This window comes from Aminipila butyrica, from assembly GCF_010669305.1.
Taxonomy (GTDB): Bacteria; Bacillota; Clostridia; order Peptostreptococcales; family Anaerovoracaceae; genus Aminipila; species Aminipila butyrica.
This window is the reverse complement of record NZ_CP048649.1, coordinates 3,069,708-3,095,327: the sequence shown is the minus strand read 5'-3', so window position 1 is coordinate 3,095,327 and position 25,620 is coordinate 3,069,708. Positions and strand designations below refer to the sequence as shown.

General features: G+C 44.8%; 25 protein-coding genes, 1 tRNA gene and 1 pseudogene. 23 read left to right on the top strand and 4 right to left on the bottom strand.

The genetic code is table 11. The features are described 5' to 3' along the window. Positions 1-128: 128 nt before the first annotated feature. The 18 genes and pseudogenes from Ami103574_RS14585 to eutJ all read left to right on the top strand — a co-directional run bounded on the left by Ami103574_RS14585 (position 129) and on the right by eutJ (position 14,023). Positions 129-473 carry a BMC domain-containing protein gene (locus tag Ami103574_RS14585; protein WP_163067687.1) on the top strand — a complete coding sequence of 115 codons (345 nt, stop codon included), beginning with the start codon at positions 129-131 and terminating at the stop codon, positions 471-473. A gap of 54 nt (positions 474-527) precedes the next feature. After that, positions 528-1,109, top strand: coding sequence for an ANTAR domain-containing response regulator (locus Ami103574_RS14580; protein ID WP_163067686.1), 582 nt, complete (start codon positions 528-530; stop codon positions 1,107-1,109). Positions 1,110-1,122: 13 nt separating this feature from the next. Continuing rightward, positions 1,123-2,562, top strand: a complete 1,440-nt coding sequence (locus tag Ami103574_RS14575; RefSeq protein WP_163067685.1) for a sensor histidine kinase — start codon at positions 1,123-1,125, stop codon at positions 2,560-2,562. A 94-nt stretch (positions 2,563-2,656) separates the two neighbouring features. Then, positions 2,657-4,087 (top strand): ethanolamine ammonia-lyase reactivating factor EutA, encoded by a 1,431-nt coding sequence (gene eutA / locus Ami103574_RS14570; protein WP_163067684.1) that lies wholly within the window; start codon positions 2,657-2,659, stop codon positions 4,085-4,087. A gap of 56 nt (positions 4,088-4,143) precedes the next feature. Beyond that, the gene (locus tag Ami103574_RS14565) at positions 4,144-5,514 is read left to right on the top strand and encodes an ethanolamine ammonia-lyase subunit EutB (RefSeq protein WP_163067683.1); all 1,371 of its coding nucleotides are present in this window, start codon (positions 4,144-4,146) and stop codon (positions 5,512-5,514) included. A gap of 15 nt (positions 5,515-5,529) precedes the next feature. Beyond that, positions 5,530-6,405, top strand: coding sequence for an ethanolamine ammonia-lyase subunit EutC (gene eutC / locus Ami103574_RS14560; protein WP_163067682.1), 876 nt, complete (start codon positions 5,530-5,532; stop codon positions 6,403-6,405). An 18-nt stretch (positions 6,406-6,423) separates the two neighbouring features. Further along, positions 6,424-7,074, top strand: a complete 651-nt coding sequence (gene eutL / locus Ami103574_RS14555; protein WP_163067681.1) for an ethanolamine utilization microcompartment protein EutL — start codon at positions 6,424-6,426, stop codon at positions 7,072-7,074. A 19-nt stretch (positions 7,075-7,093) separates the two neighbouring features. After that, a pseudogene (locus Ami103574_RS16115) lies at positions 7,094-7,339 on the top strand (BMC domain-containing protein); the annotation flags it as partial. A 463-nt stretch (positions 7,340-7,802) separates the two neighbouring features. Continuing rightward, the gene (gene eutM, locus Ami103574_RS14545) at positions 7,803-8,084 is read left to right on the top strand and encodes an ethanolamine utilization microcompartment protein EutM (RefSeq protein ID WP_163067679.1); all 282 of its coding nucleotides are present in this window, start codon (positions 7,803-7,805) and stop codon (positions 8,082-8,084) included. Between the two features lie 14 nt (positions 8,085-8,098). Beyond that, a complete protein-coding gene (gene eutM / locus Ami103574_RS14540) occupies positions 8,099-8,377 on the top strand; it encodes an ethanolamine utilization microcompartment protein EutM (protein ID WP_163067678.1) in 279 nt (92 codons plus the stop codon). 37 nt (positions 8,378-8,414) lie between these two features. Continuing rightward, entirely contained in the window at positions 8,415-9,197 is a 783-nt protein-coding gene (locus Ami103574_RS14535) for an ATP-binding protein (RefSeq protein ID WP_163067677.1), read from the top strand. Positions 9,198-9,289: 92 nt separating this feature from the next. After that, positions 9,290-10,057 carry a hypothetical protein gene (locus tag Ami103574_RS14530; protein WP_163067676.1) on the top strand — a complete coding sequence of 256 codons (768 nt, stop codon included), beginning with the start codon at positions 9,290-9,292 and terminating at the stop codon, positions 10,055-10,057. Positions 10,058-10,111: 54 nt separating this feature from the next. Next, positions 10,112-10,393 carry a EutN/CcmL family microcompartment protein gene (locus tag Ami103574_RS14525; protein ID WP_163067675.1) on the top strand — a complete coding sequence of 94 codons (282 nt, stop codon included), beginning with the start codon at positions 10,112-10,114 and terminating at the stop codon, positions 10,391-10,393. A gap of 32 nt (positions 10,394-10,425) precedes the next feature. Then, entirely contained in the window at positions 10,426-11,655 is a 1,230-nt protein-coding gene (locus Ami103574_RS14520; RefSeq protein ID WP_163067674.1) for an ethanolamine utilization protein EutH, read from the top strand. Positions 11,656-11,680: 25 nt separating this feature from the next. Further along, a complete protein-coding gene (locus tag Ami103574_RS14515) occupies positions 11,681-12,130 on the top strand; it encodes a cupin domain-containing protein (RefSeq protein ID WP_163067673.1) in 450 nt (149 codons plus the stop codon). A 186-nt stretch (positions 12,131-12,316) separates the two neighbouring features. Further along, positions 12,317-12,580, top strand: coding sequence for a GlsB/YeaQ/YmgE family stress response membrane protein (locus tag Ami103574_RS14510; protein ID WP_163067672.1), 264 nt, complete (start codon positions 12,317-12,319; stop codon positions 12,578-12,580). A 248-nt stretch (positions 12,581-12,828) separates the two neighbouring features. Further along, the gene (locus Ami103574_RS14505) at positions 12,829-13,101 is read left to right on the top strand and encodes a GNAT family N-acetyltransferase (protein WP_207710505.1); all 273 of its coding nucleotides are present in this window, start codon (positions 12,829-12,831) and stop codon (positions 13,099-13,101) included. 97 nt (positions 13,102-13,198) lie between these two features. Then, the gene (gene eutJ / locus Ami103574_RS14500) at positions 13,199-14,023 is read left to right on the top strand and encodes an ethanolamine utilization protein EutJ (RefSeq protein ID WP_163067671.1); all 825 of its coding nucleotides are present in this window, start codon (positions 13,199-13,201) and stop codon (positions 14,021-14,023) included. Positions 14,024-14,079: 56 nt separating this feature from the next. On the opposite strand, the gene Ami103574_RS14495 is transcribed toward eutJ, so the two are convergent. The 3 genes from Ami103574_RS14495 to Ami103574_RS14485 form a co-directional block, all read right to left on the bottom strand. Then, the gene (locus Ami103574_RS14495; protein ID WP_163067670.1) at positions 14,080-15,819 is read right to left on the bottom strand and encodes an ABC-F family ATP-binding cassette domain-containing protein; all 1,740 of its coding nucleotides are present in this window, start codon (positions 15,817-15,819) and stop codon (positions 14,080-14,082) included. A 197-nt stretch (positions 15,820-16,016) separates the two neighbouring features. Next, positions 16,017-16,556 (bottom strand): GNAT family N-acetyltransferase, encoded by a 540-nt coding sequence (locus Ami103574_RS14490; RefSeq protein ID WP_163067669.1) that lies wholly within the window; start codon positions 16,554-16,556, stop codon positions 16,017-16,019. A gap of 214 nt (positions 16,557-16,770) precedes the next feature. Then, complete coding sequence (locus tag Ami103574_RS14485) at positions 16,771-17,556, bottom strand: EFR1 family ferrodoxin (RefSeq protein WP_163067668.1); 786 nt, start codon at positions 17,554-17,556, stop codon at positions 16,771-16,773. 143 nt (positions 17,557-17,699) lie between these two features. On the opposite strand from Ami103574_RS14485, the gene Ami103574_RS14480 reads away from it, so the two are divergent. Then, complete coding sequence (locus Ami103574_RS14480; protein ID WP_163067667.1) at positions 17,700-18,065, top strand: winged helix-turn-helix transcriptional regulator; 366 nt, start codon at positions 17,700-17,702, stop codon at positions 18,063-18,065. Positions 18,066-18,255: 190 nt separating this feature from the next. Here the strand turns inward: Ami103574_RS14480 and Ami103574_RS14475 are convergent. Continuing rightward, positions 18,256-18,329 (bottom strand) — tRNA-Gly (locus tag Ami103574_RS14475). 601 nt (positions 18,330-18,930) lie between these two features. Between Ami103574_RS14475 and Ami103574_RS14470 the strand changes: the two genes are divergently transcribed. From Ami103574_RS14470 to Ami103574_RS14455, 4 genes are all read left to right on the top strand, one after another. After that, positions 18,931-19,869, top strand: coding sequence for a DMT family transporter (locus Ami103574_RS14470; protein ID WP_163067666.1), 939 nt, complete (start codon positions 18,931-18,933; stop codon positions 19,867-19,869). Positions 19,870-20,075: 206 nt separating this feature from the next. Beyond that, positions 20,076-20,285 (top strand): hypothetical protein, encoded by a 210-nt coding sequence (locus Ami103574_RS14465; RefSeq protein ID WP_163067665.1) that lies wholly within the window; start codon positions 20,076-20,078, stop codon positions 20,283-20,285. Positions 20,286-20,289: 4 nt separating this feature from the next. Beyond that, positions 20,290-20,640 carry a hypothetical protein gene (locus tag Ami103574_RS14460; protein ID WP_163067664.1) on the top strand — a complete coding sequence of 117 codons (351 nt, stop codon included), beginning with the start codon at positions 20,290-20,292 and terminating at the stop codon, positions 20,638-20,640. 159 nt (positions 20,641-20,799) lie between these two features. Then, positions 20,800-25,611 carry a M28 family peptidase gene (locus Ami103574_RS14455; protein WP_163067663.1) on the top strand — a complete coding sequence of 1,604 codons (4,812 nt, stop codon included), beginning with the start codon at positions 20,800-20,802 and terminating at the stop codon, positions 25,609-25,611. Positions 25,612-25,620 lie beyond the last annotated feature (9 nt).

The window sequence follows — 25,620 nt, the reverse complement described above, 5'->3', positions numbered from 1 at the left end:
GCGGCGTAGTGTAGGGCTTGGAAACATAGGATTGCGAAGTAGCGTCTGGACACATAGAGTTGTTTAGGTGCTTTTTTTGTCGAATCAGTCAAGCCAATTAAAAATCCGTGCTGAAAGGAAGTGAGGCATTGGAGGACAACAAACAACGTATTATCCAGGAATTTGTTCCTGGCAAACAGGTCACGCTGGCTCATGTCATTGCCAATCCCATCAAGGATTTGTATCCGAAGCTGGGAATGATTCAAAATGAAGGGGCCATTGGCATATTAACTATTACTCCAAGTGAAGGCGCCATGATTGCAGCGGATGTTGCATCGAAGGCCGCCAATATTTCAATCGGGTTTGTGGATCGTTTCAATGGATCGCTGGTCATCCTGGGGGATGTGTCTGCTGTAGAGGCGGGCATCCGGGACGTGATGAGCATGCTCTGTGATAAAATGGGGTTTGCTCGGGCGGAGATTAGTCGATCATAATGAAAGCAGGCAATGAGATGCTGAACGTACAGCGGAGCCTGCCGGGAGTTGCACATGAAGGAAAAGGGAAGAAAAGATATTCGGATTGTCATCGCTGAAGATGAGCCGATCACGAGGATGGATTTGAAGGAGATGCTGTTGGATGCCGGATACAGTGTGGCAGGAGAAGCGACGGAAGGATTTGATGCCATTGAGATGTGCAAAAGAATTAATCCGGATGTAGTCATACTGGACATCAAGATGCCTTTGCTGGATGGCCTGTCAGCAGCCAAAGTTATCACCGAGGAACGGACGGCAGGAACGGTGATTCTGCTCACCGCTTACAGCGATGAAGAGTTTATCAGCCGAGCTGCTAAGATTGGCGCTTCTGGTTATATCGTGAAGCCCATCGATGAAAGAGCATTAGTACCCAATATTGAGATTGCTTTAGCTAGAAGCCGGGAAGTATATCAGATTAGGCAGCAATGTGAAGCTATTACAGAGCGTTTGGAAAATCGTACTATCATTGAAAAGGCCAAAGGCCAGTTGATGGTATCCATGCGAATGACAGAAAACGAAGCTTACGAGTATATAAAAAATCTGAGCAAGGAAAAAAAGGTCTCCATGAAGCGCATTGCAGAGATTATATTAGCCTAAAGGAAGCAGAGATATGCCGGATACTATTGAAAACTTATGTAAGACGTACACCAATCTGACAGATGAAGAAATTGAGCTGATCAAGAAAATAGAGGTCGGCCTCCAGACCATGGCCAACCTAGCAGATGCGGATTTTTTCATAGATTGTCTCACAACTGACGATGCCACGGCCATTGTTGTGGCGGAGGCTAAGCCGCAAAATGTCCCTTCCTCGTACAAGAAGACGGTGGTGGGATTGTTGGCAGAGCCGCAAAATGAGCCTGCGGTAGCCAGAACCTTTAAGCTGGGGCTGCCGACCAAACAGATGAAGGCGGTTACACAGGAGCAGGCCCACGTGATTCAGACTGTAGAACCTATCTGGTTTGAAGGTCGGGTGATCGGCGTACTCATCGAAGAAAAACATGCCGATGAAAACGATGAAATGCGGGATCGAATTCGTTTCAGCAATCAGAGTTATGAAAAGATTGCCAGCATGTTAACTCGGCTTACAGATGAAAGCCTATGGCTGGCGGAATGTATTGACGAAGCTTTAATCCTAGTGGATATGGACGGCTACGTCAGCTATCGGAATAAGATTGCCTACGACTTGTATTCAAGATTAGGTTATACCACGGATATCCTAGGACGAGCTTATCGGGTTGTTGCGCTACACGGCTCTAATCTGGAGTGGTTTGACCAGGATGCAAATTATTCTGGTATCGAAGTCAACACGTCAGATTTGACCTTAATGGTAAAACAGATAGCTCTTAAGAACAATAATGTAGATTTCGCCGTCATGATACAGGACATTACCACCCTTCGAGAGAAGGAAAAGGAAATCATCTTAAAATCGGTGGCTGTCAAAGAGATTCATCACCGAGTAAAGAACAGTTTACAGATGATTGCTAGCCTGCTTCGCTTACAGGGACGACGGGCAAAGAACCCAGGGGCTAAAAAGGTCCTGGAGGAGAGCATGAGTCGGGTCTTGGCTATCGCCAGCACCCATGAACTGCTGGCTAAGGTAGGGGTAGATCAAGTCAATCTTCGAGAGGTGCTGGAAAACATTAAAGACAGTACGCTGAGGTACTTTCTGGAGCCTTCCATGGATGTGACTGTGGCTATAAAAGGAGACGGATTTCAAGTGGATTCGGAGATTTCCACCTCGGTGGCACTAGTGGTCAGCGAGTTGCTGCACAACTCCTTGCAGTACGCCTTTGATGATGGGCGGGAAAAAGGAGAAATCATCATCAAGATTGAGAAAAGAGGGATTTATTCCCACATTTCAGTTTCCGATAATGGCAAGGGATTTGACATTAATACCATAAGAGAAGACAGTTTGGGATTGAGCATTGTTTTTTCCATCGTAAAAGATAAGTTGAAAGGCACCATTCATGTACGGTCCAGCGATTTAGGGACTTGCATCGCCTTTGATTTTAAAGATAAAATAACCAATACAATCGATAATGTGACGTAACATTATCCCTATTGCCAAGCGACGCAGCTTAGGTGCAGATATTTTTTATCTGTGTCTAAGCTGCTTTTTTTGTAAGAAGGAGGGAGGAAATAAGGTGAAGGAAACGGTAATTAGCGTTGGTATCGACATCGGAACATCCACCACTCAGTTAATTTTCAGTAAGCTGACTATAGAAAATAAGGCGGCAGGTTACATGGTCCCCCGGGTGGAGATTGTGGACAAAGAAGTCATCTATTGCAGTGATATTTATTTTACCCCTCTAATCTCTAATACCGAGATTGACGGAGAGCGGGTCAGTGCCATCATCCGTTCAGAATACGAGAAGGCGGGCGTGAAGCCAGAAGAAGTCAGCACCGGTGCGGTTATCATCACCGGGGAAACAGCCAGAAAGCAAAATGCCAATCTGGTGCTGAACAGCCTCAGCGATTTAGCGGGAGATTTCGTCGTAGCTACGGCAGGCCCAGATCTAGAATCGGTTTTGTCCGGCCGGGGGGCAGGGACGGATGTGTTCAGCGAAGAGCATCGCAACGTGGTAGCCAATCTGGACATCGGTGGAGGCACAACCAATATTGCCGTATTCCGCAAGGGCAGCCTGCAAGGCGTTACTTGCCTGGATATCGGCGGCCGCCTGATCAAGGTGGAAAACGGCAGGATTTCTTATATATACAAGAAGACCCAGGAGCTGGCCGCTGCAAACGGCATCAGCATCCGAGAAGGAGACCCGGCGAACCCGTCAGCCTTGAAAGCAGTGTGCAAGTTGATGGCAGAGGAACTAAAGGCGTGTCTGCACTTGGCTCCAGCGTCCAATTATCATAGAAATCTGTACACGAACCAGGGCAAAGGGCTGGCAGAGGATATTGCTATCGATGCTTTGACTTTCTCCGGCGGGGTAGCCAACTATGTATATGAACCCACAGAAGAGGATGTATTCCGATACGGAGACATAGGAATCCTGCTGGGGCAGGCCATCGCAGAGAGCGGCCTGCTGGATTCTTTGGATTGCTACCGTTCGGAAGAGACGATTCGAGCTACGGTAGTAGGGGCAGGAACCCATACGACAGAAATCAGCGGGAGCACCATTTTCTACCAGCGGGATCAGTTGCCGATTAAGAATGTTCCGGTGCTGAAACTGTCTAGAATAGATGAGGAAACCCCTCAGTCGGTGCAGGCAGCCATCAAGGCACAGCTGCCAATCTACCAGCAGGAGGGCAGGAAAGAGCCAGTGGCGATTGCCCTGTCGGGCAGACCTTATGACGGCTTTGAAAAGATACAGGCGTTGGCTGGGGCCATCATTGAAGGTGCGGCAGATTTGATTAAGGAATCTTTCCCACTGATTGTAGTGTTGGAGTTTGATGTGGGCAAGGCCTTGGGCAATGCTCTTAATATCGGACTGAACAAGCAAAAAGATGTTATCTGTATCGATGGTGTTCGCAGCAAGACGGGCGATTACATTGATATCGGAGAACCGGTAGGAGGTGGATACGTTCTGCCGGTAGTGGTCAAGACATTGATCTTTAATTCATAGATCACTCCGCTCGGAGTTATCAATAAATAAGGAAAGGAAAGAAAAGGTGAAAGGGAATGATACTAAGAACAAAGCTATTTGGACACAACTATGAGTTTAAGTCCCTCAGAGAAGTGATGGCCAAGGCAAACGAAGAGAGATCTGGAGACAATCTGGCCGGAGTCGCCGCTGAATCCGCAGAGGAACGGGTGGCAGCAAAGGTGGTATTATCACACATAACACTGGAGGAAATCCGCAACAACCCAGCAGTCCCATATGAGGAGGATGAAGTAACCCGAATTATTCAGGATGGAGTCAACGAAACCATTTACAATGAGTTTAAGCATATGACCGTTGCCGAATTCCGGGAATGGATTCTGGATGAAAAGACTACATCTCTAATGATCAGCCGGGCATCCAGAGGGATTACCAGTGAAATTGTTGCTGCTGTATGCAAGCTGATGAGCAACCTGGACCTGATTTATGGGGCAAAGAAAATCCGCATATCTGCACACTGCAATACTACAATCGGTTTGCCGGGTACTTTTTCCGCCCGTTTACAGCCAAATCACACTACGGACGACCCGAAGGGCATCATGGCTTCCGTTATGGAAGGCCTCAGTTTAGGCTGTGGTGATGCTGTAATCGGTCTGAATCCGGTAGACGATTCTGCGGAGAGTGTTGCTAGAATACTCAAGAGTTTTGACGAATTTAAGAATAAATGGGAAGTACCTACTCAAATCTGCGTGTTGGCTCACGTGACTACTCAGACAGAGGCCGCAGATAAATTCAACGCACCGATTGACCTGATGTTCCAGTCTATCGCTGGTTCTCAGAAAGGAAATGAGGCTTTTGGTCTAACCGCTGCCATGCTGCAGGAAGGCCAGGACATGATGTTGAAGAGAGGAACCTCCACTGGACCAAACGTGATGTATTTTGAAACAGGACAAGGTTCTGAGCTGTCTTCCGATGCCCACCACGGCTGGGACCAGGTAACCATGGAAGCTCGTTGCTATGGGTTTGCCAAGAAGTATAATCCATTCCTGGTAAACACGGTAGTAGGATTTATCGGACCGGAATACTTATACGATTCAAAGCAGGTTATCCGTGCTGGTCTGGAAGATCACTTCATGGGTAAGCTAACAGGTATCCCGATGGGCTGCGACGCTTGCTATACCAACCACATGAAGGCTGACCAGAATGATATCGAAAACCTGGCTACGCTGCTGGTTGCCGCAGGCTGCAACTACATCATGGGTGTTCCTCAGGGAGACGACTGCATGCTGATGTATCAGTGCACTGGTTACCACGAAGCTGCTGCACTGAGAGAAGTATTTGGCCTTCGTCCAATCAAAGAATTTGATATGTGGCTGGAAAAGATGGGCTTTTCAGAAAATGGAAAACTGACTCCGCTTGCAGGAGATGCTTCAGTATTTATGAGAAAGTAGGAAGGGGGTCTCAACATGGAACAGTTAGATTTAAAACAGCTTATAGAGCAGGTAATTCAAGATATGAAATTGGCCAACAGCCCGGCAGTACAGACAGCCGAGGTACAGAGCGGCCCAGCTATAGAGGATGGATGCATTCCAGATGTAACACAGGTAGACATCCGTACTCAGTATTTAGTAAAGAATCCGCAGCACGGTGAGGAATATTTGGAATTAAAGCAGTATGCACCTTGTCGGCTGGGCATTGGCAAAGCGGGGGCCAGATATAAAACAGATCCGCTGCTTCAGTTTAGAGCAGCCCACTCCGCAGCACAAGATGCCGTATTTAGCGATGTAGATGAAGAGTTTGTAGAGAGCATGAACTTATTTACCGTACACACGCAGTGCGACAGCAAGGACACCTACCTGACCAGACCAGACTTAGGCAGAAAGCTGGCTCCGGAAGATGTACAGACCATAAAGGAAAAGTGCAAGAAGAATCCAACGGTGCAGATTTATGTGGCAGACGGCCTGTCTTCTGCATCGGTGGCAGCCAATGTAAAGGACCTGCTGCCAGCTATCTTGCAGGGACTTCAGAGCTCAGGTATTGAGACGGGTACCCCATTCTTCGTAAAATATGGCCGTGTTGCTGTTATGGATGAAATCTCTGAACTGACAGGGGCAGAAGTGACTTGCACACTGATTGGTGAGAGACCGGGCTTAATTACCGCAGAATCCATGAGCGCATATATTGCTTACAAGGCAACTGTAGGTATGCCAGAAGCCAGAAGAACTGTCGTATCAAATATTCATAGATCAGGGACCATGCCGGTAGAGGCGGGCGCCCACATTGCTGACATTATCAAGCTTATGCTTGAAAAGAAGGCCAGCGGAACAAATTTGAAGCTGTAATGAAGGAGGTTATGGAAGATGAAAAGAGATCCTTTGATATCCACAGTACTGTCAACAAAGATTATTCCTAATGTAAACCCTGAATTGGCTGCTCAGTTGAACTTAACACCAGAGCAGAGGTCCCTGGGCTTGATTACGGTAGACTGTGATGATGTGACGTATACTGCGTTAGATGAAGCAACCAAGGCCGCAGCTGTACAAGTAGTTTATGCGAAAAGTTTTTACGGTGGTGCTGCCAATGCCAACACGAAGCTGGCTGGTGAAATTATCGGCATTTTAGCAGGACCAAACCCGGCAGAAGTGAAAAGTGGGTTGAAGGCTTGTGTAGATTTTATTGAAAACTCTGCACACTTTATTTCTGCTAATGAAGATGATACCATCGTGTATTATGCACACTGTATTTCCAGAACAGGTTCCTATCTGTCAGAGGGCGCAGGTATTCCAGAAGGCGAAGCCCTGGCGTATCTAATCGCACCTCCGCTGGAAGCCATGTATGCGGTAGATGCAGCGATGAAGGCCGCAGACGTAACTATGTGCGTGCTGTATGCTCCGCCATCAGAGACCAACTTCGGTGGTGCATTGCTGACTGGAAGCCAGTCGGCCTGCAAAGCTGCTTGCGAAGCGTTTGCCGCAGCGGTAGAATTTGTTGCAGACAATCCTCTTGTATAAGAGGGGAAGGATGTAAGCTATGGAAGCATTAGGAATGATCGAGGTCTATGGCTATCTGTGTGCAGTAGAGGCGTTGGACAGTGCGCTGAAAGCGGCTAACGTATCGCTTCAAAGTGTGACAAAGGTTAAGGGCGGTCTGGTGACTGTTATGGTGACCGGGGACGTGGGAGCTGTCAAAGCAGCCATGGACGCTTCCGCTGCTGCTGCCCAGCGAGTTGGCAGAGTGATTTCCATTCACGTTATTCCGAGACCTGCCAAAGAGGTGTTTGACATGACGGCCCCTCCGGCAGGAGGCTCGGAAGCCACAAAAGTGGTAACAGCGCAGCCAGAAGCTGAGGCAGAAGTCCCAGAGCCGATTGCGGAACCGGAAGCTGCTCCAGCGGAGACCGCCGCAAGCTTGGAACTCATACAGGCGGTGGATCAGGAAACAGAAGCTAAGCTGGAGCCAGAAGTGCCACAACAGGAGCTGAACGTACAAGCGGAATCCGCTTTTCCAGAAGAGGGCGACCCAGCATCTCCCGCAGTCCTAAGCAGAGATGCGCTGGAAGATAAGACCGTAGGCGAACTGAGAAATATCGCCAGGAAGCTGCATATGGGCACCATGACAAAAAATGAAATCAAATTTGCAAAGAAGGATCAGTTGATTCAGGCAATCTGCAAATTTAGCGAAGAAGATCGCCAATAAGGAGAAATCATCCTTGAAAGCGATCGAGCAGGGAGGAAAATAAATGTTAACGATGCAGGCATTAGGTATGATTGAAACAAAGGGGCTGGTAGGCTCCATCGAGGCAGCCGACGCTATGGTAAAGGCAGCCAACGTGACATTAATCGGTAAGGAATTCGTCGGAGGCGGTTTGGTAACCGTTATGGTCAGAGGAGATGTAGGTGCGGTAAAGGCAGCTACTGATGCAGGAGCAGCGGCAGCTCAGCGGGTAGGCGAGTTGATTTCTGTTCACGTAATCCCTAGACCGCATAACGAAGTAGAAGCCATACTTCCAGAAACAAAATAAGGAGGACAAGGACTATGCAAATGCAAGCTTTAGGCATGATAGAGACAAAGGGCCTGGTAGGCTCCATCGAGGCAGCTGATGCGATGGTAAAAGCAGCCAACGTAACTTTGATTGGCAAAGAATTTGTCGGAGGCGGTCTGGTGACTGTCATGGTCAGAGGAGATGTAGGTGCTGTAAAGGCAGCTACTGATGCGGGAGCAGCGGCAGCAGAGCGGGTAGGCGAGTTGATTTCCGTCCACGTGATACCAAGACCGCACAATGAAGTAGAAGCAATTCTTCCCGCAGGGAAATAGCCATTTTTATGAAAAGTAAAGGCGGGAGGTGAACGCGTTGAAGGTCATAACAGAAACTTCTCTGCGGGATGAGCTCCGAAGTCATACGCCGGAATACTACTGTGTTCCAGAAGGCGTGCTCCTATCCCCGGCAGGGCGGGAATATTTACAGCAGCGTAAAATCAAAATTGTCAAAGAACCCCCAGTGCCGTCGGAGCCAGAAAAAAAAGTAGGTCCTGCGGTTCAAGAGACGGCGGCAAACCCGCCAGCAGAGGATTGGACACCCAAGTATATCGACTACGAAACAGGTGCATTCTATGTAAAAAAACCGGAACACATGTGCCAGCTGTCGGGAAATCTGTTGGTTGCAAAATGCCATCCAAGGATTCTATTTCGAGGCAAGTTGGATTCCATTCAGAGTCAGATTATCTTAGATCAAGCTAGAATGGTGGATTTAGGAGCATCTTTGAAAGTGGTGGAAGACTTGAATAGTGTGCTGTTGGCCATGCAGAACATCATGCGCTGTGATGTGCTGGATCAAGAGTTGGAAGCCGGATTGGTTTTGGGGCTGACGAGTAAAGAACTTCACGACCGTTCTCACGATCCGATGAAGTTCTTCGGAATCAAGCAGATGATTATGCCAAACTACACCATGGGTACAGCTTATGCGCTTTTGAATCAATTGAGAGCAGCTATCCGGGAAGTAGAGGTGGCAGCGGTGACAGCATATTATCAGAACGGAAAGTGCATCAGAAGCGATATTGTTCAGGAACTGAATCGGCTGTCCAGCGCTCTTCACGTGATGATGTGCAAATGGCTGGCTGGTCAGTATAGTTCGTAAATTTGCAGAAAACCTGTCTGCCGAAGACGCGACTTTCGGGTGTGGGGTGCGGCAGACAGGCTTAAAGAAGTCAGCCAGAAAGGAGGACGTAAATGGAACTCAATGATTTAGTGGAGCAGATCGCAGCAAAGGTAGCAGAACGGCTTTCCGATATGGAGGGAGGCATTCAGCTGGCAGAGCTTCTGGGATGCTCAGAAGGAGAGAGTTGCCAAAAACCTAAACTGCTGATTCTTTCAGAAAGCCATGATGAGCTTTGTCTCCCATTCTTCGAAAAAGATTCCATCAAACAGAAGTTTGACGTGGTTTGTGCAGCCGATTCAAACTACGCTTGTGACTTGGAATCTGTGGAAATGATTGTGCTGAGAAATTTCAGCAATACTTCTTTAGCTAAAGTGGCTCAGGGGATTGGTGACACGCCTTTCACCGAGTTGGTCATTCAGGCCATCCTCATGGGCAAGCAGCTGATTATCCCAGAAGAGGAACTGGAGCTGTATGAATATCGGGAGACGGCTCCTAAACTTTACTACAGCATGATGTTGCAGAAGGTAGACTATCTGAAAAATGCAGGAGTTCGCTTTTGCAGCTGCGGGCAGCTGGAAAGTTTAATTATGGGCACGCCTGTCTCAGAGGAAAGCAGGTCTTGTGCCAAGGAACCAGAAGTGATGGAGGAAAAGACGGCAACTGACAGCAGTGAGATTGCCAGTGAAATGAAATGCACGAAGAAGATTCTCACGGAGCAGGATCTTCGACAGGCTTGCCAACATGGAATTGCAAAGATTTACATAGAGGCGAAGACCATTATTACAGATCTGGCCAGGGAATATGCAGAACAGAAAGGTATTTCATTTATAAAAGGCTGATGAAGGTTTCAATACTAAGGCTTCGGGCTTTGCAGGAAGAGAGGGTGGACGCAGATGAAAGTGGCAAAGGTGATCGGAAATATATGGGCTACCAGAAAGGATGAAAGCTTATCAGGGTTAAAACTGATGATTCTGGTTCCCATCGACCTTTTACATGAGGATCGATATCAGACGCCCATCGTGGCTGCAGACGTAATTGGAGCTGGAGTGGGAGAAACTGTCCTGTACGTTTCAGGAAGCTCAGCTAGGAGCGCAGTAGGGAATACCGCTATACCGGTAGATGCTACAGTTGTAGGAATTGTAGATGATAAAGAAATCCACGAGCATGTTTTGTAGCTCTGCCGGACATAACAGATAGGAGGAAAGAGATGTTTGATGAATTAATCAATGCTTTCGATGTATCGGTGCTGACGAATAGTCTGCAGGCGTATGTTGAAAATTTAACAGTAAACTCAGTTATCATAACAATCATGACCATCTTCATGCTGATAGGCGCCATTGATAAAATCCGCGGCAATAAGCTGGGGTATGGCGAACAGTTTGACGAAGGTTTCATGGCTATGGGTCCTTTGGCCATTGCAATGGCTGGTGTTGTAGCAGCGGCTCCGGTATTATCCATCTTATTAAAGCCAATCATTGCACCGATTTATACGCTGGTTGGAGCAGATCCAGCCATGTTTGCCACTACTTTGCTGGCTTGCGACATGGGCGGATATCCGCTGGCTATGCAGTTGGCGGAAAATGAGACCATGGGCAACTTCGCCGGATTGATTTTAGGCTCGATGATGGGTCCTACGATTGTATTTACCATTCCGGTAGCGCTGTCCATCATTAAAAAGAAGGACAGACCGTATCTGGCAGCCGGTATCCTGGCTGGTCTGATCACGATTCCAATTGGCTGTATCGCTGGTGGTCTGGTTATGAACATGACTCCATACAAGATCAGCATGCTTACTATTTTAATCAACTTGATTCCAGTTATTATTGTAGCCGGTCTTATCGTTTTAGGTCTGTGGTTCAAGCCGGCCAGCATGATTAACGGCTTCAACAAGTTCGGAACAGCAGTTACTGTTATCATTACTATTTTTACCGCTATCGCTATCTTCCAGTATGAGACTGGCATCATGTTCCCGCTGTTTGACATCATGGTAGACCCAGACAAAAATGGCGGTGTAAACGGCTTAGAATCTGGTCTTCTGGTTTGCGGACAGATTGCTTGCGTATTAGTGGGTGCTTTCCCGATGGTTAAATGGATTACAAAGACCTTCGGAACTGCTCTGGAAAAAATCGGTGGTACTTTGGGCATGAACGAATCTGGTTCAGCCGGTATGGTAGCTACTTTAGCAAATAACATTGCGATGTTCAATATCATGGGTGATATGAATCCAAAGGCAAAACTGTTAAACGTTGCTTTTGCTGTATCAGCAGCTTTTGTATTTGGTGACCACCTTGGCTTTACCGCAGGTAACAACCCAGATATGATCTTCCCAGTAGTTGTAGGTAAGCTGGTAGCCGGTATTACTGCTTTAATCTTAGCCAACGTGCTGGCACCTAAGCTGCTGAGCAAGATTGAAGTTGTTGATGATAGTGCAGAATAACATTTTGTAAAAAGGAGGAGAAACAATGAATATCAGTGAAGATTTAATAAAAGCCATTATAGAGGAGCTGTTAAAGCAGTCCAAAGCAAAGGGCGGAGACGACTTTGTAAAACAGACTGATAAGAACAGCGGTATTTTGGTAGTTCGCACGGATACTGTTAAAACCGAAGGTTTTGACGGCAGAGAAGATGTGCGCTTAAAGGATATCGTTTCCTTAGATGAGGCACCGAGAATGGGTGCAGGCATCATGGAACTGGATAATGGAGCAGATTTTGAGTGGACTCTGACTTACGATGAGTTTGACTACGTCATTGACGGTACCTTGGATATCAAAGTCGACGGCGGCAATGTGATTCGCGGAAATAAGGGAGATATTATCCTTATTCCAAAGAACAGCCACATTCATTTCAGCACCCCTGACAGCACTAGATATGCATATTTTGTATATCCGGCAAACTGGCAGGATTTAGCATAGCAAAATAACTCCTTTCATATAGGCATCAGGCCTAATTAACAGAGCTGATTCTCATGGGTAACCTTCACCAGTGCCTGTGGGAAGCAGCTCTTTTTGGTTGTTTTGACAGGTTCACCGAAGAGAACAGCGGGTTTTATGTATGAGAACCCTTTTTTTGTCAATACTAAGGACAAAGGAGGTGATAATATGGGCATTATAGGCTGGATTATCATAGGCGCATTAGCTGGCTGGATTGCCAGTATGGTCACGGGCAATAATAAGGAAATGGGAGCCCTCATGAATATCATGGTGGGTATCATCGGCGGTTTTGTCGGCGGCCTGATTATGAATTTAGTCGGCGGTATCGGCATCACCGGGTTTAATTTATGGAGCCTGTTGGTGGCCTGTGCAGGAGCTGTAGTACTGCTGCTGATCGTCAATGCGTTCAACAGAAAGCCAAAATACAACTAGGCGCAGGAAGCCTGATACAGGCAGGGACCACTATCCGGCAGAGAAGCTTGATGGTGGTCCTTTTCTGCCCGCTTGATGGGATAGAAGCCAGCAGATGTGAGCTAAAGCGGAGGCTTTTTTTACTAGGAAGAAGAGGAAAGTTGTGGTATACTATAAGATACATAGATTATCTGTAGTAGCTATTAACTAGGAGAATAGAAGTAGTCGAGAAAGGAGATATATGGTGTGCCTAAGTATGGACACAACATATGAAAAGGGCGATGATTTTTAAATATCAATCCAATCGAATTTACCATGCTAATCAGCAGGGGAAGGTCCTTGCTGAAATTCTATTTCCCTACGAGGAGGGAAACATAGCTAATATCACTCATACGGTGGTGGATGATTCCCTGAAGGGCCAGGGTATCGCAGGTAAGTTGGTCCAGATGGCGGTAGAGGAGATTGAGCGGTCCCATAAGACCCCTAAGTTTACCTGTCCTTATGCGGCAAAATGGGCGGAGAAAAATTATAAGAAGTGCTAATTTCCAGAGGAAGGGAACGGCCGGATAAGAGAGACTTTCAGTCGGCAGCAGCATCAGATAAGAATAGGATAGTAGCAGGAGGAAGAGTAAAAAAGATATGATGGATTTAGAGCGAGTAAATGAATACATGAGGAGAATCGAGGCTTCTGAAAAAGAGACTTTTAAGCCGGTAGGAAGCAAGCTGAAGGTGGGGCTGGACCTGGGAACAGCCTTTATCGTGTTGGTAGTTCTGGATGAAGAGGACAATCCTATTGCCTGTGAAAAGCAGGCGGCATCCGTGCTGCGAGACGGTATTGTGGTAGACTATACGGGGGCTTTAGCTATCGTTCGGGAACTGAAGGCCAAGCTGGAAAAGCGGTTAGGGGGCAGAGAGCTGATTAATTGTGCTATTGCCATGCCGGCAGGAACCGAGTCTAGCATGAAGACCCACTCTTATGTAGCCGAGGGCGCAGGATTTGAAGTGACTAACGTGTTGGACGAGCCTACGGCAGCCAATTCCATCTACCAGATCGAAAACGGCGTGGTGGTGGATATCGGCGGCGGTACAACAGGTCTGGCTATTCTGCGAGATCGGAAGGTGGTACAGATTGAGGATGAGCCGACAGGCGGTACCCACGTATCTCTGGTCTTAGCAGGAAATTACCATATAACCTTCGCAGAAGCAGAAGTTATCAAGCAGGATTACAGCAAGCATCGGGAGATTCTGCCTATCGTCAAGGCGGTGGTGGAAAAAATGGCTTCTATTGTGAAGAAGTATGTAGACCCGAAGCAAATGGACACCCTGTACCTCTGTGGTGGTACCTGTTGTCTGACTGGCATTGAACAGATCTTCGAGAAGGAGACGGGATTAACCACCATCAAGCCAGAAAACCCATTCTTAGTTACACCAGCAGGCATTGCTATAAACTGCGTGGCAGGATGAGAAAATTAGATGAATAGAAGAAAATGGGCCTCTTGAGAGGCCCATTTTTAGTGTGTTTAAGATAGCTTAATTAGGGCTTCTAACTCTTCAGAAGTGGTCTTTGCCAGCACAAAATTATTATCGTTTAAAGCCAACTGTATGTTCATCTCTAAAGCTTTTCTCTTTTGCTCTATTTCTAAATAATCTTTGTTGAAATGGCTCGCATAAATTAGCTTCCTAAATTTTCGAATATTCATTTTCCGAACGGTTTTATTTTCAATGATTAAAACATAGTCCATGCAGTTTGCTATCGTATAATAATCATGAGAGATCATTAAAATTGCGCCCTTATAGCTCTCGATGGCTTTTTCCAGTGCCAATTGAGAATAGGTATCTAAATGACTGGTGGGCTCATCAAGCAATAATATGTTGGCTTTTCTAACAGAAATTTTAGCGATTTGGAGTAGGTTTTTTTCTCCCCCAGACAAAGAGCCTATTTTTTGCCTAACTATTTCCTCGCTAAACCCATAGCTCGAAACGTATGACATAATCTCTTGCTCTGTTTTAAAGCCTGTCTCGAAGAACTCTTCCAGGATGGTATTGTCCTCATTTATCATTTCGCCTTGCAGTTGAGATAAATAAGACACGCTAATATCACTATTTATTTCAATAGAAGGATGGTTGTTTTTAAAAATTTCTCGCAATAAAGTGGTTTTGCCTGTACCATTTGGACCGATAAGAGCGACCTTATCGGTGGATTCAATCTCAAAGTTAACCTTTTCTAAAAGGATATCATCAAAGGCAACGCTGTAATCCTTGACCTTTAAAGCAATGGTTTCTTCCATTTCCTTCTCGATAGTAAAATTAATTTCCGGTTGTTTGATATCCACAAATGGTAATTTAATTCTGCGAGCTTCTAGTCTTTCTTGAATTTTAACTCGAGCATTTAGAGCTTTTCCTCTAGAGGCTTCAGAATTATAGGTTGCATTAGCTCTTAGTCTATCGATTAATACCTCATTTCTCTCGATTTCTTCTGTATCAGCCATAGACAGCTCCTGTAACTCAATTTTACTTTGCAGTAATGAAAAGTTATAATCAATATATCTTCCATTAAACTCTTGAAGTTCCTTGTTTTCCAGGTGTAAAACTTTATTAAAACAATGGTGCAATAAATATCTACTGTGAGTAGCAATTAACAAGATTCCTTTATGCGAATTAATTAAATTTTTAAGTGCATTAAGGTTCTCAAAGTCTAAAAACACATCAGGTTCATCCATAATCATCAAATCGGAACCCGTTAGCATTTCCTTAATCACTTGAATGAGTTTAAATTCTCCTCCGCTAAGCTTAGATATCATTAAATCTCGATGATGGTTTAGGTTTGCTAAATTTAGTTTCTTATTGATGTTGCTTTCAAAGTCATCCCCACCAATTGCCTGAAAAGCGTCCAAAGCTTGCTGGTACTTTTCTAGTAAAGAGTCAATATCCGATGACGTTTCCATTTCGGTACAAATAGAGGCAATTTCACCTTGCAGCTGGAGAAATTCTTTTCCTATATATTCAAAAACAGTCAATTCACCTTGTTGGTCTAGTTGGGATAATTGACTTACATACCCAATTCTGCAATGGGGAGCTATCTCGAGCTTTCCATCGAACAGGTATTTTTCTGGATCTATGATGATCTCTATTAATGTGCTTTTTCCACTTCCACTTGCTCCGATAAAGGCACAATGCTGGCCTTCTTCTAATGTAAATGAAATATTATGAAATAAATCCTTTTGCGGAAATGAAAAGGATACGTTCTCAACTTTTATCATATAATTACCTTTCTTTATCACTAAAAAAGAGCTTATAAAATAAGCTCTTCAATATATTATTTTCAATCATAATGTAGTTATCTATCTATAAGTAGTGAAGATTATACTTTTGAGGCTATCTCTTGATAGCATAACATTTTTTATGGCTGATTTCAATTTATTTTTTCAAATCAGGTTAAGGGCATTTCCACAATGTTCTAATTTAAAAGGTCCCATTCTTTTTTTAAAATAGCATACTGATAAGTATTTTCATAATGTGGCATTCCATCTGAATTATTTATGAAGGATATAAACTCTAGAAACAATCCCTCTTTCCTCATGCCCAGTCGTTCACAAAGCTTTTGCGATGGGATATTATTGTCTTCTGTATAGGCATAAATTCTTCTTGCATCGCTTTCAAAGAGATAGTTAAAGATTTCCTTCACTGCTTCTGTCGCATACCCTTTTCCACCATAATTTAAATTAAAGTTCCAACCTACACTATAAGTGTCTGGAGATTCTTTCTTTGCAAACACTTCACCAATAATAAAGTCTGATTCGCGCAAACAAATAGCATAACAATTCCCATAAATACCTTCGTTTTGTTTTTCCTCTAATTTTTTTGCTGCTTCTTCGTAAGAATTTACTTTTTCACTGTAAAAACAATTTACAGGTGGTTCAGCAAGATATTCATATAATCCCTCTACATCTTTTTTCTCAAAATTTCGGAGGATAATCCGAGTGGTTTCAATATACATGTTTTTCTCCTTTGATTTCAAAGCCTTGAATGCCTTCTGTGAGCATCAATTTAAATTTCTAAGAATAAAAACTTAGAAATTTTAATTAAAAAACAAAAGTGGGATAAGACCTTTTTAAGTCTTATCCCACTTCAATAATCAATTTATGATTACAAGTCCTCTGACAAGTAAATTTATTTTATCATTTTTAAATAAGTAAATCAACTAAAAAGTTTTATAAAAAGTATTCCGGTTCATGCCTAATTGTGCTAAAGCTATCAATTAATGCCCTAGTAATTTTATTAAATACCTCGTGATGAATAGACTTTGCCTGTACAGGACATTTTTTAATGCAGCTGCAGCAACGTACACAATTTGCAGCCTCTACCTCTTTAAAATTATAAAGGCTGATTGCTCCCTTTGGACAGTGCTTTGCACATATGCCACAATTGATACAATCACCACTTGTGTCAGGAGCTATTGGAGGTGCAGACATTCTTTCCTTGTACGGGATATTTCCTTTTACAATAAGCTTGGGTGATTGTAAAATAGCATCTGAATCCTCGAATTTAATTTTGATATCAGCACCAAATTGTTTTGCTGCGTCTAAGTCCTTGCTATCAGGTCTGTTTGTTCCTACCTTTAAAGTATTTGAATGTTCTGCAATAAACGCGCCAGCAGCTATTCCGATAAAACCATTACGCTCAAAAGTATCTTTCAACTCAATAAGAGCATCATCATAATCTCGATTCCCATATACGGCAATAAAAACCGCAGGTGTATGATTTCCTTTTACATTGGCAAAAAAATCAATTAAGAAGTCTGGTACCCTGCCTGCATATACAGGCACACCAATTATTACTAAATCACTAGCATCAAAAGTAATTCCTTTCTCCCGGTTAGCTGGTAAAGTAATATTATATTCCTCATAGTTACCACCGATTCCAGCTGTGATACTTTTGACAATTTTTGCGGTGCCGCCGGTAGCACTAAAAAAAATTATACTTAATTGCTTGCGCATAAAACCTTAAACCTCCATAGAAACATTTGAATTTACAGTATTATTAATATATAATACTCAACAGCTAAACTTTGTTCAAGTACTGATTTTTGGTTATTTACTAACCTAAAGGTAACTATTGATATAATTGAGGAGACATAGATATGGAAAAAGAAATAATAAATTACCCGGTTGAACTTACTCTTGCCTTATTAGGGGATAAGTGGAAGATACTTATCCTTTGTCAACTGTTTAAAGGAACAAAAAGGTTCAACGAAATATTTCGTTCAATCACTAATATCAACCAGAAAATGCTTGCAAAACAGCTTCGTGCTTTAGAGAACGATGGCTTTATAACTAGAAAAGTTTATCCAGAAGTACCTCCAAGGGTGGAATACACGCTTACTCCACTAGGGCGCAGCTTAAATCCTGTTATTGAGGCTATGTTTAATTGGGCTATGGAAAATAAAGAAAGCTTTACTTTTAAGTACACTATAAATATTGAACCTGATCTTAAATTACCACATTGAGAGGCTATCTAAGAACTACTAATTTTTCTACCCTTATGATTCTAAAGTGTTCACAGTCGCTTATAGTGTATTTTCATTTTAGCACCTTTTGTTCCTAGCGGGGTAGAGATAAGAGTAGATTATTGCCTAAGTAATAGTTGACTAAATGTGCAATAAAAAACGTACAGTATTGAAAACTGTACGTTTTTTTTGGAGCAGGCAGCGAGAATCGAACTCGCAACCTCAGCTTGGGAAGCTAATATTTTACCACTAAACTATGCCTGCATCTGTCTGGCCTTAAATTATAATCTAAATAAATTTAAGCCTAAAATTAATTATACTCCTAATTTGCTTGTCTGTAAATACCAAAATTTCCTATACAGGCAATAAAATCTTGCGGCTGATTGAGGCAGGGAAATTAGGGATAAAATCCATAAAAAACGCTATAAAATGTCCCACGCTGGAGTAGGGGATGGTATACACTAAAGTTAATAATTTTTCTCTTTCACGTGACGTGACTGTTGACATGACAGAAAAGGAAAGACGCCAGTAGGCAGTCATCCTATTACTGTCTGTCATCGTCACGTCATAATATGCTACAAGGATGGGCCTCACCCATTGACAGCTTGAAACAGACAGCCCTTACATGCAGGCGCATGAATGTCGGCAAAGCTCGACAGTAAACAAAAATACCGCAATGGCGGTTTTTTTGTGCTCAAAATTTGTTCTGTACCTGCAGCAGGCAAAGGCATGAATTAAAACATCAAATCTAATATTACAGTGAATGCCAAATCATAACATAAATAAAAAAAAGATAAAAAAGAGAAGAAAAATAAGTGTGATTCCGCTATAATGGAAGAGATTATGAAATGGAGGCACAGAAGCTATGAACACCGCAACAGCTGCATCAAACGGTGCAGAATTAAAAAGTCCAGCAGGAAAGCCTGGACCAACGAAGGCAGAGCAGAGGGAGTCTATCCTATATATGGTGATCTGTGCTTCTCTGTGGAGCATCGGAGGGATCTTTATCAAGTTAGTGCCTTGGAATCCTTTTGCCATTGCAGGAGTTCGCAGCGCCATCGCCGCCTTGATTGTGTACAGCTATATTCGTCATAGAGGGATTTCCTTGAAGTTTGTTCCAGGGGCTTTTGCTTCTGGTCTATTTATGAGCGGGATATTTTTTAGTTTTGTTATTGCTAATAAGCTGACCACTGCCGCCAATGCTATTGTTTTACAGTTTGTATCGCCAGTTTTTATTCTTATCTTATCGGCAGTCTTTCTGCATAAGAAATGCCGAAGAGGAGACCTAGTGGTGGTAGGTATGACCTTGGCAGGTATTTCTCTGTTTTTCTTTGACCAGTTAACCCCAGGAGGCATGCTGGGAAACTGCTTTGCTATTTTGGATGGTTTGATGGTGGCTTGCGCTTACTTAGTGGTGGGGCAAGTTGATGAAGAGACTCGCATGACGGGTATTTTACTGGGGCAGTTGTTTACGGCGGCTATCGGTCTGCCTGCAGTGTTTCTCACAGAAACGCCCGTCAATGGTACGGTGGTGTTTAGCCTGTTGGCCTTGGGAATATTTCAGCTGGGTATTCCTTATGTGTTGTTTGGTTTGGCCATGAAAAATGGGTCAGCCCTGGCTTGTAATTTGATTGGGGCCATTGAGCCCCTGTTAAATCCCGTGTGGGTTGTTCTCTTTACGGGAGAAGCTCCTGGCTTCTTCGCCTTGATTGGGGCGGTAGTCGTTATTGTCTCAATCAGCCTCTGGTGCGTCTGGAATGACCGGGTCAGCAGGCTCGAGTCTGTGGAAGGAGAGGACGGTTGACAATAGGGTCTGGACAGGCAGATGTTTAAAAAGGGTAGTCCCCAGGCGGATAATCGTTTTCGTTAAGTTGGTATACAGAAAATATATTATGGGAAAGTATAAACATAGGCATCTACCACGCCTATGTTTTTTTGTGGGCAAATAACGGCGGTTTCTATTTTAATCAGCAATATTCGCTGGGATTTGCTGTGGAGGTATTGGGAGCCATGGGATTTTTAAAAAAGAATGCGAAGATTTATTTGTATGAATTTTTTCGGATAATCATAGAGTTTATAAAAAATATTTTCTTAATAAATAAAAAAATGAAACTTACTTTTTCGAAAATTGGAGTTTGCAGGGGAGACAAGGGCAACGATGGACGAGCTTGGCAAGAGGTACAAACTTTTGCGCATGAAAGAATGAAAGGAGGCATATAGTCATATGGACAATCTGTTTAAGGTTCAGCAAATCCAGCAGCAGCGCATAAGGCACCTTATAGAAGATTTTTATAAAGCCTATTGTCAAGGGGATACGGAAAGAATGTACAGCTGCTTGGACTGGTCCTTCCAAAACCATTTTTCTCTAGAGGTATACAAGACTCATTCTAGCTTTGACGTGGATATAGGTTTGTTGATAGAGGTTCAATGGATTGAGGTGCAAAAAGAGGAAGCCCGGGGGCTGGCTCAATGTTTGCTGGACATAGGTCAAAAAATCAGAGAAATGGTGCTAGTGTGCAGGCTTGAAGAGGGAGGCTGGAAAATGGATGGCAGAAGTCTGTACAAGAGGCGATAAACCAAATCAAATTTGTTAAAGTGTGTGTGTTTCCCCAAAAGATAAAGGGGTGCGGCCGCCAATGACCGTATTAAAGGGGTTTTGCTCAACATGGGTAAGTTTTGCCGAAGGCAGCTGCCGATGATGAATAAAATAGAAAAATAACAGGAGGAACCATTCATGTTAAAAAAGAAATTAGCAGCCTTGCTTGCAGCGGCTGTGATGCTGACTTCGTCTGTTCCCATGGCTTTTGCAGGGGATACGGGAGTTGATTCTGGACAGCCGCCGGGAGCGGGGGTATCTGCGGCCGATGAGGGTAGTCTTTCTGGTGGGGAGGAGAGCAGTGTCCCGAATTCAGAAGGAGATGAGGATAAGGCATCAGAAAAGGGTCTGAACAGTGGTACGGAGGGGACTGCGGTAGACAACGGTGAAGAAGTGCCGGGAGATTTAGGTACGCCATCGGAAGAAGAATTAATCAGTCCGCCTGCGATTACCAATGAGGCTGCTGTAATCAGTCCGGCGGCTATTATCAACCAGGAGCTGGTGGTGGATCGGACGAAGGAGTCCGTCATGTATCGTCATCTGACGGAACTGTCTCAGACCATCGGTCCTAGGCTGGCAGGATCTGATGCAGAAAAGGCTGCGGGAGATTATATAAAAGACACTTTGCAAGCTGCGGGTTATGCGGTTGAAGTTCAGCCTTTCCATTGGGAGGTGACGAATAAAAGTGGCATCGTCGTCAAGGAAGGGGATTCCAGTAACCTGGTAGCTATAAAGCAGGGGAAATCAGCTGAGGAGGTTATTGTAGGAGCGCATTACGATTCCGTGAATACGGCTAAGGGCGCCAGCGATAATGCTTCTGGCGTATCCGTAATGCTGGCGGCGGCAGAAGCTTTAAAGGGTGTGGAAACAGACTACACCATCCGCTTTGTCGCTTTTGGAGCTGAGGAGGTGGGATTGAAGGGCTCCACCTATTATGCGAATAAGATGGACGACACAGACATTGATAATACTATAGCCATGATCAACCTGGACACCGTCTTGTTTGGTGATAAGATGTATGCTTACGGGAGTCTGGGAAAAGATAGTTGGTTATGCAGACAGGCTTTGGATTTAGCCGACAGGTTAGATCTCGATGTGGTGACCCAACAGGGCCTCAACGAAGCATACCCCAAGGGAACGACAGGAGATTGGAGTGACCACGCACCGTTCCGAAAGCTAGGTTTGCCGTGGCTGTACTTTGAAAGCACCAACTGGGATTTGCTCCAAGAGGACGGTACTTATTCCGAAGGGGACCGAGAAACTAAAAAATTCGGCGAGATTATGCACACCAAGCGAGACTCCATGGAGTTTATGGATGAAAATTATCCAGAGCGAATGGAAGATCGATTATATACTTATACCACGCTGCTGATTCACCTGCTGGATGAAATAAATCCAAACTTAGCGGAAGACAGCATCGTAGTCAATACAGACCGTCTGTCCATGTCGGAAAAAGGTAAGGTTGAGGTATCTGTGGAATTCACCCAACTGCCTGACCTAGCGGATTTAGAATGGACTTTTGGAGGCAAGGCTTTCGAGCAGTGGAAAGTCATCAAGTGTGAAGGCCGGGATGGACGTAGCACAAAAGAGGAAACCGAGATTCCATTTATAACTTTTGCTGAAGAGCCGAAAGTGGAAGGCGACCGCATTGTGGCTTCTCTTGAGTTCAATTTGCCTTTTGGCACAGAGAACTTATCCCTCCGGCCTTATCCACGGCGAATTTATACAGAACTGTTGGGTCAGTACGACTTGGCGGTGACCGATTCTAAATCAGGCAGACAGGTGGAGACTTCCATGACTTACAATGCTTTTGATTCCTATCATCAGCAACTGGATATCAAGCCTGAAGTGGAGAATATCATTCGCACGGCCAGAGAGGATCGCTATCTAGAATACGCGCCTTTGGGCAAGTCTGCTGAAGGCAGGGATATTCCATTTGTTATTCTGTCTAGAGAAGAAAGCGACATTGATAAATATTTTAGCCAGACTTTGCCAATGATGCTGAATAGTCCGGGGGACTTTCTAGCGAAGATAGAGGCAGGGACGGCAGATGGATATAAGCCGGTCATCTGGTTTAACAACATCCATTCAGACGAAGCCAACGGCGTAGATGCGCAGTTGGACTTGCTGAGAAAGTTATCCCGAGCTAATGAAATCACTTTTGAAAGTGCCAGCAAAACAGAGAAGGATGCGGGGGGAAAGATTGGCCAGTACGAGACCGGCGACACGGACGAATTCACGCTGGATGTACAGGAACTGCTGGATCAGTTTATCATCGTGTTCAGCCTGAACAACAATCCGGATGGCCGACATTACAACACCAGAGAGACAGCCTCAGGCTTTGATCCTAACCGGGATGTGACTTATCAGACCCAGGTGGAGACTGAAGCGGTGTTCCAGGCTCTGGCTAAGTGGTCACCAATGATTTGTAACGACTTTCACGGCTTCGTAGCGGATTTCTTAATTGAGCCGTGTACGCCGCCTCACGATCCAAACTTTGAATATGATCTGTTGATGGCTGGGGCCATTCCACATGCTAACGCCATGGGGAAATCCGGCATTGCCAACACTAAATATGACCACTACATCATTCCATTAGATGATTACAAAGATGGTTGGGATGATGGGGCACCTATGTATGCGGCGGTATTAGCACAGATGCACGGAGCACTGGGGCACACCATAGAGGTGCCAGAGTTGAATCAGGAATCTAATAACGCCTTTCTATATGCAGGCCTGGGTTCCTTGAACTATGCTTTAGAAAACAGAAAGCAGTTATTTAGCAACCAGCTGGAAATCTACCGACGAGGTGTAGAGAATGAAGATTCGCCTAAAGTAGACAGCTGGCTGATTAATGCTGCTGGGGAGGCTGTCGGAAGGCAGAGAGAACAAAATAATAATTTCTTCCCAGAATATTATGTGCTCCCGGTTTCAGGAGAGTTACAGAAGAATCCATTGGCAGCCTATGAAATGGCCGAGTTCCTCATAAATAATGGAATACGGGTGGAGAAGACCTCCGAGGCCGTGCAAATCGGTTCGACGACTTATCCGGCAGGAAGTTTTTTGGTATCTATGCACCAGGCTAAGCGAGGTCTGGCCAACTGCGTACTATACGACGGATCCGATTTCTCTGACTTTGCTGCTATGTATGCGGAAGTGACTATGTGCTTCCCGCAGCTGAGGGGATTCGATAAATATGAGGTGCGCACAGCGGGAGCCTTTGAGGGCAAGACTGTTGCAGTAGAACAGGTAAGAGTGCCAGCTATGGCGATTCCATCGGGGACTGTGCAGCTGGTAATTAAAAATACGAATAATGATGCCGTAAAGGCGGTTAATGAATTGTTGAAAAACAATCTTCCCGTAGCCATGACTTATTCCGCAGGGGAGGGTTTTAACAAGGGAGACTTTATTGTAGATAAGAAAGATGTGGAGGCTATCAAGGATAAATACTTCTTGGAATTGTCTCCATTTAAGGGAAAGGCATCTGTAAAATCTCTGAGGCAGTCGAATATAGCGGCTGTAGGTGACGAAATGCGCTATGTGCTTCAGGGCCTTGGATTCCAACTTCTGCCGGAGGATACTTATGGGGGAGCTGACGTTATTGCTGATGACAGCAGCTACAGCATGACTTCAGATATGAAGCAGGCCATCCAGGGCGGGACCTCCTATGTGGCCGTAGGCGCATATGGCATGTCTGCGCTGCAAAACAGCGGCCTCTTGCCAGGGTTTAAGATGGGTGGCTTTGACGACTATTACGAAGGAGTCCTGCGAGCAGACCTGAATACGGACAGCGTAATCACCGGTCGATACAATGAGAAGGACATTCTATACAATAATACAGGTTCCTGGATTGAAAGTGCACCGGCTACGGCCAAGGTACTGGGGACTATCAGTGAACAGGCAGACTTCTATGTGGCAGGCTGGTGGCCGAACCACCAAGAGGTTAAGGGTAAAACCTACATCATGCAGGATCAGGCAGGAAATGCGAAAATCACTGCATTTGCCAGCCACATTACGAATAAGGCCCATAATACCCACCAGTTCAGATTGTTATCTAATGCCATCTATGACAGTTTGCCGGGAGCATTGACTGAAATAACCGGATACGCCGAAAGCAGTGGAAAAAGCGGCAGTAAAAATACTAGTACAAATCAAACTTACAAAATCACGGTATCTGCGGGAAAGGGCGGCACTATTAGTCCAGCCTCTGCCAGTGTAGCAAAGGGAAGTAATCAGAACTTTTCCATCAAAGCAGACAAGGGATATGTCATAGCGGATGTAACAGTGGATGGGAAGAGTGTTGGTGCGGTAAGTACCTATAAATTTAATAGTGTGACAGCTGTACACAGTATTAAAGCTACTTTTAAGCAGAGTGGAGACACATCCACAGAGAACAAGGCTAACTGGACGTTTAAAGACGTTTCTGCTTCCAGCTGGTTCCATGCTTCCGTAGACTATGTGCTGCAAAAAGGTATCATGAAGGGAATGGATAGTCAGACCTTCGGGCCGAATATGCAGACCGACCGAGCTATGATTGTGACCATGCTTTACCGGCTGGAAGGACAGCCAGCGGGAGGTACTGCAGCTTTTCCTGATGTAGCAGGAGGCGTGTGGTACAGTGAGCCAGTCGCTTGGGCCAATGGCAATGGTCTGGTAACCGGATATGAAAATGGTCAATTCCAGCCAAGCAAGGCTATCACCAGAGAGCAGCTTGCTTCTATTTTATACCGATATGCAGGGTATAAGAAGCTGGATACAACTGGAAAAGGTAATCTGGCATCCTTCCATGATCAAGGACAAATTTCCGCTTATGCAAAGGAGGCCGTCACCTGGGCGATTGGAACCGGTTTGATGAATGGCAAGTCAAGCGGTCAATTGGATCCGAAGGGAACTGCCACGAGGGCTGAAGTTGCAGCTATGTTCCAGCGGCTAGACAGTCTGATGGATTAAACGTACGAC